This is a genomic window from Vibrio lentus, from assembly GCF_002875945.1.
Taxonomy (GTDB): domain Bacteria; phylum Pseudomonadota; class Gammaproteobacteria; order Enterobacterales; family Vibrionaceae; genus Vibrio; species Vibrio apostichopi.
In genome coordinates this window covers 34,294-53,506 of the sequence record NZ_MCZK01000119.1, presented here as the reverse complement: position 1 = coordinate 53,506, position 19,213 = coordinate 34,294, and the positions used below count along the sequence as shown (strand labels likewise).

The 19,213-nt window shown below is 45.0% G+C and carries 13 protein-coding genes and 1 pseudogene; 7 read left to right on the top strand and 7 right to left on the bottom strand.

The features are described from left to right. Nucleotides 1-18: 18 nt before the first annotated feature. From BCT49_RS13405 to yghU, 4 genes and pseudogenes are all read right to left on the bottom strand, one after another. Nucleotides 19-273 (bottom strand): annotated as a pseudogene (locus BCT49_RS13405) (metal ABC transporter permease); the annotation flags it as partial. Then, nucleotides 273-1,178, bottom strand: coding sequence for a metal ABC transporter solute-binding protein, Zn/Mn family (locus BCT49_RS13400; protein WP_102435819.1), 906 nt, complete (start codon nucleotides 1,176-1,178; stop codon nucleotides 273-275). The pseudogene BCT49_RS13405 and the gene BCT49_RS13400, both read right to left, overlap by 1 nt. Before the next feature lie 16 nt (nucleotides 1,179-1,194). Next, on the bottom strand, nucleotides 1,195-2,331 hold the full coding sequence (locus BCT49_RS13395) for a hypothetical protein (protein WP_102435817.1): 1,137 nt from the start codon (nucleotides 2,329-2,331) through the stop codon (nucleotides 1,195-1,197). Between the two features lie 381 nt (nucleotides 2,332-2,712). Next, a complete protein-coding gene (gene yghU / locus BCT49_RS13390; protein ID WP_102435815.1) occupies nucleotides 2,713-3,570 on the bottom strand; it encodes a glutathione-dependent disulfide-bond oxidoreductase in 858 nt (285 codons plus the stop codon). 275 nt (nucleotides 3,571-3,845) lie between these two features. Between yghU and BCT49_RS13385 the strand changes: the two genes are divergently transcribed. Next, nucleotides 3,846-4,190, top strand: coding sequence for a YajD family HNH nuclease (locus tag BCT49_RS13385; protein ID WP_004730279.1), 345 nt, complete (start codon nucleotides 3,846-3,848; stop codon nucleotides 4,188-4,190). 171 nt (nucleotides 4,191-4,361) lie between these two features. Here the strand turns inward: BCT49_RS13385 and BCT49_RS13380 are convergent, their stop codons facing one another. Continuing rightward, nucleotides 4,362-4,742, bottom strand: coding sequence for an NADH:ubiquinone oxidoreductase (locus tag BCT49_RS13380; RefSeq protein WP_102435813.1), 381 nt, complete (start codon nucleotides 4,740-4,742; stop codon nucleotides 4,362-4,364). Between the two features lie 594 nt (nucleotides 4,743-5,336). On the opposite strand from BCT49_RS13380, the gene BCT49_RS13375 reads away from it, so the two are divergent. The 3 genes from BCT49_RS13375 (at nucleotide 5,337) to BCT49_RS13365 (ending at nucleotide 10,824) form a co-directional block, all read left to right on the top strand. Next, entirely contained in the window at nucleotides 5,337-6,575 is a 1,239-nt protein-coding gene (locus BCT49_RS13375; RefSeq protein WP_102435811.1) for an L-lactate MFS transporter, read from the top strand. Between the two features lie 57 nt (nucleotides 6,576-6,632). Then, a complete protein-coding gene (locus tag BCT49_RS13370) occupies nucleotides 6,633-8,315 on the top strand; it encodes a VRR-NUC domain-containing protein (protein ID WP_102435809.1) in 1,683 nt (560 codons plus the stop codon). A 154-nt stretch (nucleotides 8,316-8,469) separates the two neighbouring features. After that, nucleotides 8,470-10,824, top strand: coding sequence for a fatty acid cis/trans isomerase (locus BCT49_RS13365; RefSeq protein WP_102435807.1), 2,355 nt, complete (start codon nucleotides 8,470-8,472; stop codon nucleotides 10,822-10,824). Nucleotides 10,825-10,945: 121 nt separating this feature from the next. Here BCT49_RS13365 and BCT49_RS13360 read toward each other — a convergent pair whose 3' ends face one another. Next, nucleotides 10,946-11,884: a LysR family transcriptional regulator gene (locus tag BCT49_RS13360; RefSeq protein WP_102435805.1), complete on the bottom strand. Its 939-nt coding sequence runs from the start codon at nucleotides 11,882-11,884 to the stop codon at nucleotides 10,946-10,948. A gap of 105 nt (nucleotides 11,885-11,989) precedes the next feature. Between BCT49_RS13360 and BCT49_RS13355 the strand changes: the two genes are divergently transcribed. Genes BCT49_RS13355 through BCT49_RS13345 form a run of 3 tightly spaced genes read left to right on the top strand, consistent with a single transcriptional unit; the run spans nucleotide 11,990 to nucleotide 16,018 of the window. Then, complete coding sequence (locus tag BCT49_RS13355; RefSeq protein WP_102435803.1) at nucleotides 11,990-13,303, top strand: cytosine permease; 1,314 nt, start codon at nucleotides 11,990-11,992, stop codon at nucleotides 13,301-13,303. Between the two features lie 5 nt (nucleotides 13,304-13,308). After that, complete coding sequence (locus BCT49_RS13350) at nucleotides 13,309-14,433, top strand: DUF917 domain-containing protein (protein ID WP_102435801.1); 1,125 nt, start codon at nucleotides 13,309-13,311, stop codon at nucleotides 14,431-14,433. 4 nt (nucleotides 14,434-14,437) lie between these two features. Further along, a complete protein-coding gene (locus BCT49_RS13345; protein ID WP_102435799.1) occupies nucleotides 14,438-16,018 on the top strand; it encodes a hydantoinase/oxoprolinase N-terminal domain-containing protein in 1,581 nt (526 codons plus the stop codon). A 151-nt stretch (nucleotides 16,019-16,169) separates the two neighbouring features. Here BCT49_RS13345 and torS read toward each other — a convergent pair whose 3' ends face one another. After that, entirely contained in the window at nucleotides 16,170-19,175 is a 3,006-nt protein-coding gene (gene torS / locus BCT49_RS13340) for a TMAO reductase system sensor histidine kinase/response regulator TorS (protein ID WP_102435797.1), read from the bottom strand. Nucleotides 19,176-19,213 lie beyond the last annotated feature (38 nt).

Genomic DNA, 19,213 nt, shown 5'->3' with positions numbered 1-19,213 from the left:
CTAAGCGGAGAAGAGCCGCGCGATTAATCCGCAAAGCAATAATGACATAACCCATGGGCCAATCATTTCTGCAAGCCAAGAACCGCTAAACAACGCATACCGGCTCAACCAATATTGGCTCAATGCCGCGCCTAACGCAGCGACTTGTGCAACCGCCAGATCGATAAAGATAATCTGGCGCTTGAGAACTTGCTCCCCAAGTACAATGTTACCGATTAATGCAATTAATCCACACAACACAGCAGGTGCCAGCCAGCTATATTCCATCAACATCACGATCTCTGAGACGTATCTGAATCTACCAAGGCATCCAACAGCTCATCAATCACTTGATCGTACATCTCATCTAAGCTTTGTCCTTCAGAAACCGTAAGAGGTAACTTAATCATAGGCTTACCGGTTTGTTGGTTAAACCAATTAGCTGGACGCTGATCTTGATGTGATGAATACACAATCGCTTCAAACGAGGCAGAGTCTAATTTCGTCAGTGACTGAAGGTGTGATGTAGTTGGTGATATCCCCGGTTTAGGTTCTAAGTCAGCCACCTGTTCCATCTCTAGCCAATCAAATAGATAACGGTAGGTAGCATGGTAACCAACCACCTTCTTTCCTTGTAATGGTTCAACCTTGCTTTCCCAATCCGCAAGCTTTTGACGCCAATGAGCTCGAAACTTCATGCCACTTCGCATATAAGTATGCGCATTCTCGGGATCGATGGCTTGCAGGCGTTTAGTTACTTCTCTGGAAATAGGAATTATGTCGTTAGCAGCAAAATGTACGTGAGGGTTACCGTGTGCATGAATATCGCCCATACTCCGATCAACATGATCATGAGTATCTAACATTCGTACAAAGTCACTCGCGTACAGCATGCTCGATGCGTTATTTTGTACTGCGGGGTTACCACTTCGTATTTGCAACATCGGCAACCAACCCACTTCCAACTCAGCACCAGAACACATCGCCAAATCGGCTTGTCGCATCTTAGCAATCAGTGAAGGTCGAGCTTGCACATAATGAGGGTCTTGCTTCGCAGTGGTGGCTGAGTAAATATTAGCGTCAGGAGCGTGGCTATGTATCAGTGCCTTCCACTCTGGCTCACAGACGAAGATATTCAACGCCATCGCAGGCGAAGATACCATTATAGATGAGGATACAACGGCAACACCTGTTGCCATTGTTAGGAGTGAATTCCTAGAAAGCATGAGCACCATGTGCTCCAAAGGTCATTACGTATTGTAAAGTGAAGACATCATCAGTCTCTTTACTTTGATTTTCGACGCGAGAGTATTGTGCTCTAACTGTGCCAAAATGAGACGAATCCCAAGCGACCATTACGTCCGCTTCTTTGTCGTTCATTGCAGTAAAGTGCATGTGGTCTCCGTGTGCATGGCCATCGTAGCTTTCCGCTTCACCGTAACGTAGGCCTGCTGACCAACTAGGGCTGAATCGGTAGACACCCGATACATAGTAGCCTGCTAGCGTATCTGGTGATTCCGCGTCATTTTTGAATTTGTCATCGACGATGCCATCTAACAACATGTATTCAGCGGCGAGCGTGAAGTTTTGGTATTTGTAGTTACCGTTTGGAGCCCACTTCCATACAAAGTCAGCACCGTATAAGTTTGAGCCCGTTACCGCCGCGCCGTGGCTATGATCGTGGTCATGGTCATGCCCGTGATCATGATCTCCAAACTCACGAACTTTACCATTTTCATTGCGTAAGTAGCTCAAACCAAACTGCCAGCTTGATGACTCTGAAAAGTCGTCACCCAGTTTAAGAGTTGTAGTGTAAACACCCACATCTGATGCATCATCAACTGACGACATCTTGCTGCCGCTTAAGGCTTCAACACCAAACTTCACATACAGATCCGTAGGAAGAACGATGTTTGCACGAACACCATCATCGTAATAATGCGAACCCAAGAAAGTACGGTAAGCAGCAGGACGCTCGACAAAGCTATCGGTATGCATGTGTTGGTTATTCAGGTAACCAAAATCAGACAAGAAACGTCCGCCTCGAATGCTTAAACCATAAGGCATCGTCAGTGTTTCAATGAAAGCTTCTTCTAATAACAACTCCGTTTCATCATCATGAGTTTCAATTACCGTCGTTAACGATCCATAAAACTTATCATCAATATTCGCGGACATATTAAGTTCAGTATGACCTAGACCGAAACCTTCCTCTCTTTCAGAGTTATTGCGTTGTCCATCTTGATAATAACCATCAAGAACAACACCAATCTGAGGATTCGACAGCGTGTCGGCAAAAACAGGGGAGACAAGAATGCTACCAACCGCCAGAGAAACCAATTTCTTATTCACAACTTCTTCCTTTTTATAAGTACATAACCAACCAACTAAAGTTATGTTATAACATAACAATAATTTGTTAATCGTTGAAATGTAACAAAGTATTAGAAAGCAAAACAACCAGACGGGAAAAACAGGTTAAGGCCTAATTAATCAACAACTTAAGATAATTCAAATCAGAGGTATTGGTTAGAAATTGAGAACGATCGGAGAGGATACTTGTAGAAAAACGGATTAGAGAACGGACAAACGGAAATACAAAAACGAGCAGATTGAAAACTAGAGTCTGTTACCCGAACGAATCGAAAACAAACTCTAGTGATGTGTTATCTAGTAATGCTTTAAGTCACCAAAGGCTTAACTTTAAGTTACTACAGGCTTAGCTTTAAGTTACTAAGGGCGTAGCTTTAACACACGATCGATATCTTCTGCGCTGTGGCGCTCGGGTACTTGCTCCCACTCTTCGCCAAATGAACGGTTCACTACTCGGCCGCGCTGAAAACCTTCACGAGCTTCAAGTTGCTTCGCCCAACGAACAACATTGGTGTAAGACTCCACTTGTAAGAACTCTGCAGCGTCGTAAATTTTGCCAAGCACTAAGTTGCCGTACCAAGGCCAAATCGCGATATCTGCAATAGACAGCTCTTCGCCCGCAACGAAAGTGCTGTTCGCTAACTGTTTGTCTAACACGTCTAGTTGGCGCTTCGCTTCCATCGCAAAACGGTTAATTGGGTATTCTTGCTTTTCATCAGCGTAAGCGTAGAAGTGACCAAAACCACCACCAAGGAAAGGTGCCGAGCCTTGCGCCCAGAATAACCAGTTAATGGTTTGCGTTCTTGCCGCCCCTTCTTTCGGTAAGAAGTGACCAAATTTTTCAGCCAGATGCATCAAAATAGACGCAGATTCAAAGACATTTACATCTTCATCGCCAGACTTATCAACAAGCGCTGGAATCTTCGAGTTTGGGTTTACATCAACAAAGCCAGATGAGAATTGATCCGACTCACCAATATTGATCAAGTACGCATCATATTCAGCTTCTTTAACACCTAGTGCTAATAGCTCTTCCAGAAGAATAGTCACCTTCTGGCCATTAGGTGTTCCAAGAGAATACAGCTGTAAAGCATGCTCACCAACGGCAAGATCTTTATCAAACCGAGCGCCAGATTCAGGACTGTTGATATTCGCCCATTTGTTTCCACCATCGGTATCGTTAACCCAAACTTTTGGCGGAGTGTATTGTTCTGACATGATATTTCCTTATTAATATGGGGTAGCTTTAACTGATATTAGGTCACCGACTCCGAGTTAAAACCCCTGAATACGATTTATTTTCAAACTGTTAAGCATGGCTTATTCCAGAAAGACATAACCTGCGTGAAGAGGTTGATTACGTAAAAGACAAGTGATCGCTCAAGCCCCCAATTTAAGTTGGTTAGTGCAACGCATGATTTAGCGACGACATTCCTACAGCTTCAAGAAAGCTGTGATAAAATCGGAGGATTACAATTGATAAGGATTTGGCAATGTCTTCTGATTACACAGGCTCGAGTGCAGCGTACGCTCGCCAAGAGAAAGGCTACCGCGAAAAAGCACTAAAACTGTACCCATGGGTTTGTGGTAAGTGCGCGCGTGAGTTTGTTTACTCGAACTTAAGAGAGCTGACCGTTCACCACGTCGATCACGACCATACAAACAACCCTGAAGACGGAAGTAACTGGGAACTATTGTGCCTGTACTGTCACGATCATGAACACTCAAAATACACAGACCATGACCGTTACGGCGTTGATGCTAAAGCTCGTTTAGACGACCACCAATCAGCGACGCACAACCCTTTCGCCGATCTTGCGAAGTTGATGAAGAAGTAAACGCTTCCTTCTTTGTAAAACGAGTCGTTCGAATAATAAGAAACCCCAGTATGTCACCATACTGGGGTTTCTTTTATCTGCCGTCATAACCAAAGATAGAGTTCAGGTAGGTAGGATCAAAAAGAGCCTTCCGAAGAAAGCTCTTTTTAGAATTCTGTATTAGTACTGCAATTAAGCGGCTGCTTCCTTGCGAGAATCTTCTACCTGCTTAGCACGTTTTTTTAGAATCAACTTATCGCGGTATGTAAACCAAACGTAAGACACAACCACTAAGAAGAACAGGTATGACAATGAGAAAATGAACGGCGATTGAATAATATCGTTCGAGATACCCCAAGAAACACCGACAACCGTCACTGCAATTTTAGCGAAAAAGCCACACATCAATAGCATTAAAGCCAACTGTGGGAAACGCGTGCTACGGAAAGCTAACCAATAGCAACTACCCACTGCCAATGCAGCAATATAGAAGCCAAACAAGAAAGAGTGGATATGGTCAGCTGCCGCTAAACCACCAGAAATTGACATCAATAGAATTAAAAACAGTTTCATAATACTCGCCTCGCCATAAGTTGGAAACGCATCCTTTCAAATTTGGAATCTCAGTTTGCGTACTATTTTCCCACTTTTTCTCAACAACACAACCCCTTCAATCGAACAAAATGTAAGCAAAAGTGCCACCAAAAACCACCATTAACAACTGGTTAACATTTTGTTTTTCATAAAACTCCGTTACTCCTTGTCTCATATGGACAAAGCTCGATTTTGATTTATTTTGTTACACAAAATTAACCTTAGAAAATATTTAAAATAATTCGTAACTCTGTGATATCCGCACGGAATACGTGGCCATTCAGAAATACTTATCGAAGAATCCCTTAAAAAATAAGCCCGTCACGTGAAAAAGAACAAAATAGAAAGGTATTAAACACAATTGCAAAACCAATAAAAAACAACCCATTAACAAGTTTGAGTTTATTTACCAAAAATGGAAAAAGAGATTCCAATCACATTTTTATTGGTTATAATCCGCGCTCTTTTGCGCTGTCTGTTGATAAACGCAAACTAATTTTGAAGAAACAATCACAATAACCCGTCTTTAGTTAAGTGGCTCACCACTGACCAACGACAAAACTGAGAATAAAAATGAGCAAGATTGATAAAGCATCACGTATCCTGCTAGCAGGCTTCTGTATCAACCTTTGTCTTGGCATCCTGTATGCTTGGAGTGTATTTAACAAGGCGCTAGTCACTGAAGCTGGTTGGAGTGCTGCTGAAGCATCTTCACCTTACGCTATTGCAACTATCACATTCTCTGTTTGTCTTCTTGTTGCAGGCATCCTACAAGACCGTATGGGTCCACGTAAGATCCTTATCTTAGGTACAGCGCTTACTGGCCTTGGTATGATTGCTTCTGGTTTCGCTACCACTCCTATGATGCTAAACCTAACGTTTGGTGTGATGACAGGTGCTGGTATCGGCTTCGGTTACGCATGTCTTTCTCCATCAGCAATGAAATGGTTCCATTCTTCTAAGAAAGGTATGGTTAACGGCCTAATCGCTGCAGGCTTCGGTCTTGCTGCTATTTACCTAGCACCACTAACTTCTGCGCTTATCGATAGCATGGGTATCCAAACAAGCTTTATGATTCTTGGTGTTGGTGTACTTGCAATTGCAGTACCTCTAGCAGCAACGATCAACAACCCACCAGCGGATTACACGCCAGCTGAGCCTAAAGTAAAAGAAGGCCAAGCACCTAAAGCGGTTAAGAAGACTGAAGACCTAACTTGGAAAGTAATGCTGAAGACTCCTCAGTTCTACTCTCTATGGATCATGTACGCATTTGCTGCTTCTGTTGGTCTTATGATCATCGGTAACATCACTACGATTGCTAGCGTTCAAGCGAACCTACCAAACGCAGTTTACCTAGCGTCTATCCTTGCTGTATTCAACTCAGGCGGCCGTGTTGCTGCGGGTATGCTTGCAGATAAAATCGGTGGCGTACGTACTCTACTTCTAGCGTTCATCCTTCAAGGCGCGAACATGGCTCTATTCGCTACGTTCAACTCTGAATTCACGCTAATCATCGGTACGGCTATCGCAGCTGTTGGTTACGGTACGCTTCTAGCAGTATTCCCAACACTTACTGCTGAGTTCTACGGCCTGAAAAACTACGGTACTAACTACGGCGTGCTTTACACGGCATGGGGTATCGGCGGTGCTATCGGCGCAGCGGTTGTTGGTTACTCAATGACAAACGGCGAAGGTTACGGCCTAGCTTACACAATCTCTGCAGCTATGATGGCAGTGTGTATTGTTCTAGCAATCATCACTAAGCCTATCTCTGAAGCTAAAGTGTCTGAACTAAAAGCATCTCAAGCTTAATCGTCAGAAAAGATTGAATTTGTTACTGAAGAGCTTAACCTTAGGGTTAGGCTCTTTTTGTATCAAGCGACTAACCCATTGACGATAGAAACCAATCCTCAGCTCTCCCCTACTTATTATCTCGACAACTTCAATCGACTGATTGAACACGCTCAAACGCTCTACCCCGATCTTCTGAGTGATGATGAATGCCGTTGGTTGTCTAAATACAAACGTCTTTCAGTTGCAAGCCAGTGTCTAATGGTTCGTTTGCTTTCTCGCAAGGGCTGTTGGTTTCGAAGTGATAAACTCAGTTATGTTGAGATTCCAGATCTAAAAAGCGCCCTGCAAGAGCTAAACGCGTCGAGCTTCATTACGTTAAGTCACCCAACTGAACCACATAACCTCGTCATCAGTCAGCTCGAATTAGGATTGCATCTACTCACTAAACCAGAGCTGTTGAGCGCATTCCCATCTCTTAAGAACAATAAGACGGCAAAGAAAGACGAACTCTTGGCTTTGCTCGATCACCAACCTTTTGATCAGTTCCAAAACTTGTCGTTCGATTGTATTTACGTTGTTGAATCTGAAGTTATTGATGTGTTGCTGCTGATCTTCTTCGCCAACACTTATCAAGATCTAAGCCAATTCGTTCTTAGCGATCTTGGAATCAACACCTTCGAAAACTACCCGTTAAGCAAACAGCGCCGTTTCTTCACCTCTAGAGAACAGCTCAATCAATTGCTTCAGATGCGTGATATTCAACGCCAATATTCTGAGGGTGATCGTAAAGACCCAGAGTTTCTTGAACTCCTTTTACAATCAATACCCGCAGAATCTGAGCACAGGAGTATAGCCAGAAAACGATCGCGTTTGATCAACGATATCGCTCGCGATCTAGAAAGGCTCAACCAAAACGACCAAGCTATCTTTTGGTTCAAACAATCTGTACTTCCTCCGAGCAGAGAACGACTTGCACGCATCTATGACAAACAAGATGAGTTAGACTTGATGTGTGACATTGTCACGCAAATGAAAGCGAATCCATCGGATGTATCAGAGTTAGAGGTCGCCGCTAAGCTTGATCAGAGGCTATTTCGCAAGCAAATGTTATCTACAAAGAAAGGCCACAAAGTGCCACGCGCTTCAAAACCAAGTTGTACGCAGATAAAACTGGAGTTAGACCTAAGCCAAATGCGAGTCGAACTTGCGGTAAAGCAACACTTTGAAAGCCAAGGTTGGGATGTCTACTTCTCAGAAAACAGTTTTCTATGTGGCTTGTTTGGTTTGGCTTTCTGGGAGGTGATTTTCGCAGATGTTGAAGGCGCGTTTATCAACCGTTACCAACATCGACCGCTGGATCTGTACCACTCAGATTTCGTAGACAAACGAGCAGAGCAGATCGAAGCCGTTTTCCAAACCCTATACAAACACGGGCTCAACCAATTGCTTGATATCTACGACCAAAAAAACGGTATCGCTAATCCCTTCGTTCATTGGAGTCATTTCCCTAAGTCGCTCATCGAACATAGTTTGAATTCAATTCCAAATGCACTAGTTGTCGACCTCCTCAAGGTGATATTGAGTGACCTAAAACTATTCCGAACCGGGATGCCGGATTTGATTGCGTTCAAGAACGATGAATTTCATTGGATTGAAGTCAAAGGGCCAGGAGATAAATTGCAAGATAACCAGTGGCGATGGATCAAAGAATTTGAACGATTGTCTGTCCCTTTCTCGGTTTGCTACGTCAATCAATAGCCTTGGCTAAGCTTTCTATATCCTGATCTGAGTAAAGGGTTCACGCAACCAGTCACACCGTCCTATCAATATCTTGTCTACAAAATTGTTAGAACATGAGCATTTTCAATCATTTTCGATATAATTATAGAAAATACCTAATATTTAAATACGTATGAATTTGAAAAAACTCTTCATTTTAGCTTTAGTTAGCGTCTTCTCAGGTTGTGCCGTGTACGCGGGCTTAAACTTTGACGAGCTGTTTGGTAAGCCACAAGTACGTGATCGCCAAGCGCCGATTCTTTCAGCTCAAGCTCAGCACTTCATTAATGAAGTAAAGCCCATCATTGATAACCGATGTGTGGTTTGTCACGCCTGCTACGACGCGCCCTGCCAGTTAAAGATGTCTTCTGTGGAAGGAATCGACCGTGGTGCAAGCAAGGTACTAGTTTACCAAGGCACACGTTTGACGGCTTCTGCCCCAACTCGCCTATTTGAAGATGCGATAACCACACAAGAATGGCGTGAAGCTGACTTTCATCCGGTACTCAACGAGCGAATTCAAACTCCCACGGCTAACCTCGATGCGGGTCTTGTCTCTCGAATGTTGATTCAGAAAGAGAACCACCCTCTTCCCGATCAAACTCAGCTCGAAGGTTTCGATTTTTCAACCGACCGCGACCAACAGTGCCCGACCATCGAAGAGTATGCTCAATATGAAAGAGACTATCCGACTTGGGGAATGCCTTATGGGATGCCTAATTTGGACAAAACGGAGTACGCGACATTGATGAGTTGGTTGGAAAATGGCGCGCTCATGAATGACCACATCCCACTCAATGAAAGTGAACAAGAGCTGGTCACTATCTATGAAGATCTTCTCAATAAAAGCGACCTTAAAAGCCAACTTTCAGCTCGTTACATCTACGAGCACCTGTTTTTGTCGCATGTCTATTTCTCAGAATTAGAGCAACCGATACGTTTCTTTTCAATCGTTCGCTCAGCAACTCCTCCAGGTCAAGCCGTAGAACGTATCAGCACCCGTCGCCCTTACAGCGACCCAAAGGTTGACCGTGTTTACTACCGACTCATTCCCGAACAAGGCACAATTGTCGACAAGACACACATGCCATTTGCTCTAAACAAAGAACGACTACAGAAATGGAAAACGTGGTTTGTTGATGCAGATTATGAAGTAAAACAGCTGCCTAGCTACAAGATTGATGTCGCCGCGAACCCAATGACCTCATTTGAAGCCCTACCGGTGAATTCCCGCTTTAACTTCATGCTGGATAACGCACAGAACACCATCATGGCCTATATCAAAGGACCGGTGTGTCGTGGTCAACTTGCCTTGAACGTGATTAACGACCGTTTTTGGGTTTTCTTCATCGACCCAGAGAAAGCCGATGTCCCAGAAATTAACGCCTTCTACGCAAGCCAAAAGAAAAACTTAAAGCTACCTAGCGAACTAAAAAGCAACACGGTTCCAGTGACGCACTGGGTAAGGTATGCGAAGCAACAAGCTCGATACCTAAACGCGAAATCAGACTTCACCAACCAGTGGTTTGAGAGTGGTGTAAACCTAGACACAGGAATCATTTGGGATGGAGATGGCATCAACCAAAATGCTGCTCTCACCGTCTTTAGGCATTTCGATAGCGCATCTGTTGTACAAGGGTTAGTTGGCACACAACCTAAGACTGCGTGGATTCTTGATTATGCCCTTCTAGAACGTATTCATTACCTTCTCGTTGCGGGCTTCGATGTTTACGGTAACTTTGGCCACCAGCTGATGACTCGTATGTTTATGGATTTCTTGCGTCTTGAAGGTGAAAGTAACTTCTTAACCCTTCTTCCTAAAGACGTTCGCCACATCGAACATTCAAGTTGGTACCAAAACCAAAGCGCACAACTGAGCGACTACTTACAGCGAAACATTGCACCTTTTGATCAGCCTACCAGTGTGGTTTACAAAACGGCCGATCCTAAGCGTGAACTGTTGAATATGATCAAAGATAAACTCGAGCCTATTCTCGATAACCGCTTTGATATTGTCGAAACAGGTTTTGGTAGAAAGAATGAAGCACTGCTGAATCAAGTGAGTTTGATTAAAGGAGAAGGCCTACGTCATGTTCCTCAATTAGTAATGATCATGATTGAAGGCGAAAATGGCGAAGATCAACTGTTCACCATGATTCACAACAACGCTCACAGCAACATTTCGAGCTTGTTTAATGAAGAAGGTAACCGTGATTACGCCAACGACGACTTAACGCTCGTTCGTGGCGTTGTGGGTAGCTACCCTGCCGCTTATCTGTCATTAACCGAGAGTGAGATTCCGGCTCTAGTTAAAATACTACAAAGTTTGAACACAAAAGAAGACTACGTGGCGCTGCTGGATAAGTTTGCGGTACGACGCAGCTCTCCGGAGTTCTGGCCATTCAGTGACCGTGTTCATCGCTGGTATCGACAAAACCAACCGATTGAGTTCGGCCTGTTGGATTACAATCGATTTGAGAACCGTTAATTCTCACTCATAAAGCATAAAAGCAAAAATCCTCTGTCTTGGCAGAGGATTTTTTGTATATGGGAAAGTATCTTAAGTGCTATTGAGAAGCGAGAAGTGCTCTTGAGAAGCGAAAAGTTCTTTATATTGAATCCAGATCTTCCTGTGGATTTAGCTCATCAAAAAACGCACGAGCGGCAGGAGAAAGAGAATCCAAAGGCTGCTTTAACACCAGATAGAACTGACTTTTCAAGCTCCACTTCTCCGGTTGAAGCGGTATCAAAGCCTGATCATAATGACCACGATCGATTAAGTGGGAAGGCAGGAAACTCAAATGCGTTCCTGCTAGCGTTAGAATTACGCCCGACTCGACATGCCAGCCATCAAAAGGCTTTACCGAATCGTACTGTTCAATATTGAGCAATCGGAACATCTCATCTTTGGCATAGCCCCCCATGTTGATACGACAGCCATTAAGGGAAAAATCGTTGTCCATGATCTTCTCGGCCAGATCTTTACGCGCATATAAATAACTGTGCTCTTCAAACAGTGGGTATTTATGTTGAAAGGCTGATTTTTGATGTGACCCCAGAACGACTATCATCATATCTATCTGGTTCTTTGCCAGCTTCTCATTCAACTGGGTGAAATCGCCCACATCAACACTCACCTCAACACTGTTACTGCGTTGGTAAAATGTCTCAATCGCTTTTGGAAGTGGGTTGTAGGGTAAAGTCACCGTGTTGTCCAAACAGCCGATTCGTACGTGTCCAGAGAGTTCGGTCTGTACGCCTCGCAACTTGTAAGCAAAGTCGGTTAATGTTGATTTTAGTTGGTTCGCATATTTATACACTTGCTCACCTTCGTGGGTGAGCTTAAAACCACGTCGACCACGTTGGCATAATGTTAATTCTAAGCTTTTTTCCAAGGCAATAAGTTGATTACTGAGCACAGGTTGGCTAATTCCGGTGCTCGCGACCGCTTGATTGATGCCTCCCTGCTCAACAATTTCACAAAAAAGTTCTAATCTTCGTAGGTCTCTTTTATCTAACTTATTGTTTGGGTTCACTTTGCCACTCACATTTGGATTTTGTTATGTTTACATCTAATTATATTCATTTATTAACAATAAATACATCAGTATGCTTTATTCACACTTATGGAATAACAATGCACGGATGGCGCTATGGCGACAGAAGCTTACATGAATAAACCCGAAGCAACACGCAGCCACAAAAAGATAGATGACTTCGAGTTGGAACCTGTTCCCGAGAAAGCCAAGCGCTCTTGGTGGGTGATCAGCCTTATCTGGTTGGCTATCGGCATCGATATCTCAGGCTTGTTCCTTGGTTCGATTCTGAGCAGCGGGATTGGTTTTGAGGACGCATTGCTTGCCACGTTTATCGGCTCCGGCTTACTCGCAGTGATTGCGATGTTGTGTGCCAACATTGGTTTTCAAGCGGGTGTATCTACCCCACTCGTGAGTAGCGCAGTGTTTGGTCGTAACGGCGGTAAGATTCTTGGTTTCATCAATGGCATCTCGCTTGTAGGTTGGTTTGCTTTCCAAGCTGATTTCTTTGCTTTCATCATGGTGGATGCTCTCGCAAAATGCGACATCGTTATTTCTCACTTAACTGCTCTGATTGGCGGCAGTGTGTTAATGATGATGACCGCCATCTATGGCGTTCGTGCCTTAGGTAAACTCAGCACCTATTCTGTTCCTCTGATGGTGACGCTGATTACCATTGGTTTGTTCATGGCTGCCGACTACCAAGGCGGCGCAGCACCCACCATTGAAGATCCTCTAACACTTGGCCAAGCCATCTCTTTCGTTATGTCTATCTGGATTCTTGCAGCAGTTGCCGCACCTGATATTGCTCGCTACGCCAAAACACGTCGTGACGCAATTTTAGGGGCTGGTATCGGCTTTCTAGTCGGCAACAGTGCCATCATTCTTATCGCATTAATCTTGACCAAAATGACCGGCACCGACGATCTCGTTGAAGTCTTCTTCACGCTTGGTTTAGGTATGGCTGCCATCATCGTACTGGTGTTTGCTCAATGGACGACCAACAGTAGCAACCTCACTTCTGGTGGCTTATGTATGTCGATGGTACTGCCTAAGATTCCTCGTCCAGTGTTGGTTGTGATCATGACCATCGTAGGCATCGGCATTGCTCAACTCGGCATGGTGAACAAGTTTACTGATTTCTTAATGCTATTGAGCGTAACTATCGCACCTGCTGCGGGGGTCTACATCGTTCAATACTACGTTTTAGATTCAACAAAGATGAGCTTTGAGAACATCCAACAGGTTCCAGCTTGGATGTTCAAAGGCCTAGCTTCTTGGGCATTTGGTACTGCATTCAGCGCTTGTACCGCACCAGAGTTTTTCAACCTGTTTTCATTAACCAGCATCTCGGCATTAGACGGCATTCTTGCAGCTGGCGGTATTTACCTAGCCCTAATGAAACTTTCTCCTTCAAGTGATAAGGAATAGTAGTTGTGATTATTACTGAACAAATGATTGATGATATCGCGCTTGGTGCGACTGTATTAGGCACGGGCGGCGGTGGTGACCCATACAGCGGTGCATTGATGGCGAAGGTCGCTATCGCAACGGCAAAACAACCTGTACGCATGATCCCTCTGGAAGAGGTGCAAGACGATTGGATGACAGTGCCCTCTTCTATGATTGGCGCGCCAACCGTCGCAGTAGAAAAACTCAACTCAAAAGATCAGATGCTGGTTGCATTCGAAGCGATGGAAAAGGCGCTCGGCACGGAAGTGGCGGCGACATTTCCTATCGAAGTGGGCGGATTCAACTCACTGATTCCAATTCTCGTTGCAGCGCAAAAGAACATTCCTGTGATCGATTGTGATGCGATGGGGCGAGCGTTTCCTGAAGCTCAGATGGTGACCTTCTTCCTCGACGGTTTGCCTTCAGCACCTAACACGTTGGCCGACGAGCGTAGCAATGTAGTGACGCTTTACCCTATAGACGGTATTTGGTCTGAAAAGTTTGCTAGGCCAATTACAGAACAAATGGGTGGCTCGGCAGCAATGTGTGACTACCCAATGAACGGTAAGAACCTAAAACGCAGCGCATTGCCTGCGACACTGACCCAAGCAATGAAGATTGGTGAAGCGATCAGACTCGCGAACGACAACAACCAGAGCGGAACACAAGCCGTGTTAGACATTGTCGGCGGCCACACACTCATCAGCGGCAAGATTGTTGATATTCAACGTGAAACCGACGGTGGTTTTGCAACTGGTGGCGTCGTGATCGAGAAACTGGCTCAGTTTGAAGATACTGGCGTAGATAACGTATTCGTACAGTTCCAAAACGAATTGCTTCTGGCGCATAAAGGTACAAGCCGCGCAGACATGAACCAAGACAATCTATTGGCTTCAACACCGGATTTAATCTCAATATTGGATCATGAAACCGGTAAGCCAATCACTACCGAGCAGCTTCGCTACGGACAGCGTATCGACCTTATCGCCTACCCTTGTGACCCGAAATGGCGCACTGGCAAAGGCATCGAAGTCGCAGGGCCAGGTTACTTTGGCTACACCGTAGAATACCAAACCATTGAACAATTAAAGTCTGCATTGAAGAGGTAGTAGCATGACAAACATTACACTTGATTACTGCCGTTTAGGCATTGACGTTGGTGGCACGAATACCGATGGTGTGTTGCTCGGCGCAGACTTAAATGTGATTGCCAAAGTAAAAACCGCAACCACACATGACATTTCAACGGGTATCGATAACGCGATTTCTGCACTACTAAGCCAAGCGAACATTGACGGTAAGCAAGTAAAACACGCGATGCTTGGCACCACGCAGTGCACCAATGCAATTGTAGAGAGAAAAGGCTTAGACAGAGTTGGCATGATTCGTTTAGCCCTTCCCAGTGGTGACAGCGTCCCGCCGCTTTGTGGTTGGAGTGAAGCGTGGCAAAACCTGCTTGGTGAACACTTCTACCAAGCACACGGCGGCTATGAATACGATGGCCAATTGATTGCCGACATTCAAGAGTCTGAGATCCGCGAGCTTTGTCAGAAAATGAAAGGTCACGTCGATTCAATTGCTATTTGCGGTGTGTTCTCTCCCGTCAATGGCGACCAAGAGCTTCAAGCCGCAGAGTGGATTCAACAAGAACTTCCGGGCGTGAATCTATCGCTATCCCATAAAGTCGGCAGCTTGGGGCTTCTAGAACGTGAGAACGCCACGATTCTGAACGCAGCCTTACAAGGCACAGCAAAGCGATTCGTTGATGGTTTCTGCAATGCGCTAGTGAACCATGAGATCCACACCACACCGTACTTCGGTCAGAACGATGGAACATTAATGTCGCAGCAGTTCGCGTTGATGTACCCGATTCTCACTGTCGCTTGTGGGCCAACAAACTCGATTCGCGGTGCAAGTCACCTAACTAAGCTCAAAGACGCGGTTGTGGTCGATGTGGGCGGCACTACGTCTGATATTGGTGTGCTCACCCACGGTTATCCGAGAGAATCGAGCTTAGCGGTAGAAATTGGCGAAGTGAGAACCAACTTCCGCATGCCTGACATCCTAGCCCTAGCCATTGGTGGTGGCACAAAAGTTCGTTTTGAACAAGAGCGTATCCAACTAGGGCCAGAAAGTGTTGGCCATACCTTAACGCAAACGGCACGCAGCTTTGGTGGTGATGAACTTACGTTAACCGACATCGCACTCAAAACAGGTCAATTGCAGTGGCAAGCAGAGCATCAGCTAAGTGATGAGATTGGTATCTCGACCGAGCAAGCAAGTCAGGTTTATCAACAAATGGTGACTGACGTAGAGGAAGGCATCGATAAGATGAAGACTTCTGCAGCGAGTGTTCCAGTGATCATGGTTGGTGGTGGCAGTGCCCTATTCCCCGACCACTTTGAAGGCGTAAGCCAAGTGGTTCGCCCCGAACACTTTGAAGTGGCTAATGCGATTGGTGTTGCGCTGGGTGAAATATCAGGTCAGTTCGATAAAATCGTATCGATTGATCCGGCTTCTCGAGAGCAAACCTTAAAGGGCTTAGAAGAGCAATCCAAGCAAATGGCGGTTGAAGCTGGCGCATGCAGTGACAACGTCGCCATTATTGAACGTAGCGAGATCCCGCTAAGTTATCTTCAAGGCAACATGGTTCACGTGAAGATCAAAGCCGCTGGACACATCAAAATGATTTAAACCGAATCAGTGACAGTTGTATTCAACCAAACCCCATAACGAAAAAGCAGCCAATTTTTTCATACGAAAGCGAAGAAATTGGCTGCTTTTTTATGTTGTGACTTTTGGCTTCTAGCTCACGATATGTTTCTATCGCAACCTAAGGTTTGTTTTAGAATTGCTCTTGCAAGGCCTCAAGCGACTCTTGAACCAACGTCGACAACTCGCTATTTTTGCCTCGATATTCACCTAATGGATCGCTGCTCGCCTCTATCACTTGGCAAGCATTGTAAAGTTGCAACAACCCTAAACTGCCCGCGGAGCCCTTCAGTTTATGAGCGAGAGACTTCACCTCACGTCCATTGTCCGAATTACTCGCTTCGACCATTTCGCTTAAAGTGACGCGGCTACTCTCTTCAAACAGTCCCACAATCTGTTTCATCTTTTCTAAGCCAAGAATGGACAAGTCACCTTTGATGACATTGGAATCAATCAATTTCACAGGAGTCTCTCCTTCGTCTTCAGTTTGCGAAGCCTTGATGGCTAGATCAGAGACGACACTCGCCATCTGAGATGAGTACAACTCGTTAGCTTTATTGCGTTGAGGCTTATTGTTTTGACTGCATATAGAATCATTAGGATCAGGCTGTGGCAGTACCAAAGTCTTGCCATCAAGCTGAGTCACAATGAGTTGAGCGAGTGCCTCTTTTTCTAATGGCTTAGGTAAAAAACCATCGAACCCAGACGCTAAATAGTTTTCAACTTCCTCATTGAACACATGCGCCGATACCGCAACCATTGGCGGCGCGTACTGCTCTGGAACATCTGATGAAACCACAACAATGTCTTTTAGTTGCTGGATTAACTCCACGCCATCGCAGTCAGGAAGGTTAATATCGACCAACGCAATGTCGAAGGCCTGTTCGCTAAAAATAGTCCGAGCTTCTTGGCCCGTTGTCGCGATCACAACCTCATGCCCTAAGTTATGTAAGAACCCTTCCGCAACGATGCAGTTAACCGGATTATCTTCAATTAACAATACCTTGGCTCGAATACAGGTTTCAACAGCCACAACCTTGGTTTCAATCTTCTCACCCACTTGCAACGGTAAAGAGAACCAAAATTGACTGCCATCTCCTTCTTCTGAGTGAACACCAATATCGCCATTCATTGCCAACATAATGCTTTTACTGATCGCTAGGCCTAGCCCTGTACCGCCCGTTTTATTGCGACCGCTATCGGTTTGGCTAAACGCATCGAACAAACACTTCTGTTCAGCTTCATGGATACCAACGCCGGTATCTGACACCTCAAACATGACGCGATTTTCATCTTCGACATCCAAACTTATGAAGATATCAACAGCGCCACTGTCGGTAAATTTGATGGCGTTGCCGACGAGATTATTCAAGATCTGGCTGATTCGAGTTACGTCGCCACGCCAATAACGGTGAACATCGCTTTCAATATGGAAGTTAAAATCTAGCTTCTTCTCGGCGGCGCGACCTTCCATTAATTGATAAGTATCTTGAACCATCTGATGCAAGTCGAAGGAAGCAACACGAATCTCAAGATGCCCCGCCTCAATTTTTGAATAATCGAGTACATCATTCAGGATCGCCAGCAAGTTCTTACCACTGCGGTTAATAATATCTGCATAGCCCGACTGCAGAGGGTCTAACCCTGTGTCTTTAAGCAGTCGTGCGGTACCTAACACGCCGTTCATAGGTGTTCTAATTTCATGGCTCATGGTTGCCAAGAAAGCAGATTTAGCGCGGCTTGCTTGCTCGGCAGCACTGCGAGCTTTAGCGTGGTTCCCGACTTCAACATTCAACTTCTCGTTTATGTCTTGTAACTGGTAAGTACGCTCAGTGATCAGCTCTTCAAGGTGTTCTTTATGCTCTTCAAGTTCTCGTTTTGCTTTGGCTTCACCGACCGCGACCACTTGCAGAGCTTGAGCAGTGTTTCTCGCCGTAATAATCGCTTCGCCCATGTGCGCGAGTTCATCATTACCCTTAACAGAAATATCGATATTGAGTCGCCCTTGAGCAATCGACATCAAGGCAATCGAATACTCGCCTAAGCGTTTAACTACGGAGATGTAAACCACTCGCCACACAATAAACGCCACGATAATCAGGCCCACGATTGAGATAACCGATAGCGACCATTGAGCCAAGTTCAAGGTTGACGTTAGCTCATCAACCGCCTTTTTTGTGCTCAAGTTCGAGTCATCAACAAGCTGATTGACGGTGGTGTTAAGTTCGGAGAATAACTGCAAAGTATTCTGCATTAAGAATTCCGACTTTTGCGTGTTTTCATACTGCTCTAAAGAGATATCAAACACGACCTTACGTCGTTGTAATTCTTCAAGAAGCTGAGACATTTGAGCGGAACGAGTCGGATCTTCCACGGCTTTAACACGACGCGCCATGATTCTGAGATTCGCCTCGAATTCCGTTTGAATTTGGTGAATACGCTCAACGTTAGTTACGGTCTGAGTTTCTTCGATTTGATTGAGCATTTTGAAGGCCAACAGATGCAATTCGTGCAAGCGTTCTGACAGATCAAGATCGACTTCAACCAGCGCATCTAGCGCTTGATAAGCCTTGTCTGTTTCTTTGGTTTCCAGTAGGTCATAGATATGTGTAACATTGGCAACCGCAATTGTGGCTGTGTTCAAAACTTGTGTGCGGGTTAACTGTTCAAGTTCTTCAGCAAGCAAACGCATTTCTTCTACACGTGACGAAAGCTCCTTGGTCAGCCATAGCTTGCGTTCAACAGATACCCCTAGCTCAGCCAGTGTATTGATAACGCTCTGAACATTGTTTTCAAGTTTATGCAGCAGTTTAGAGTCGAAGCTATCGACGCCCAAATCTTTGATGTGCTGAAGAAGCGACTCAAGTTGGTCAAACAGTATCGTGCCGGCTTCCTTTCTTTCGGCTTCGTTTCTCGCGCTAGAGAGTGTTTGCACAGACGATATAATACGATTACTCAATTCAGAAACCTGACGAGCTTCAATCATCGCGGGTAACGCTGAGTCAACAACGTTTCTCTCTGTTTTTGCTACGAAACTGAATCCAGAAACACCAATCAATGCAGACAAAAGGACCAGCAATGCCATCACTAAAAATGAGGCCAGTAGCTTGCGTCCAATACTTGCTGTGGCTAACAACATAAACCCTTAACCTTAAAAACGTTCTTCTTTACCCATGC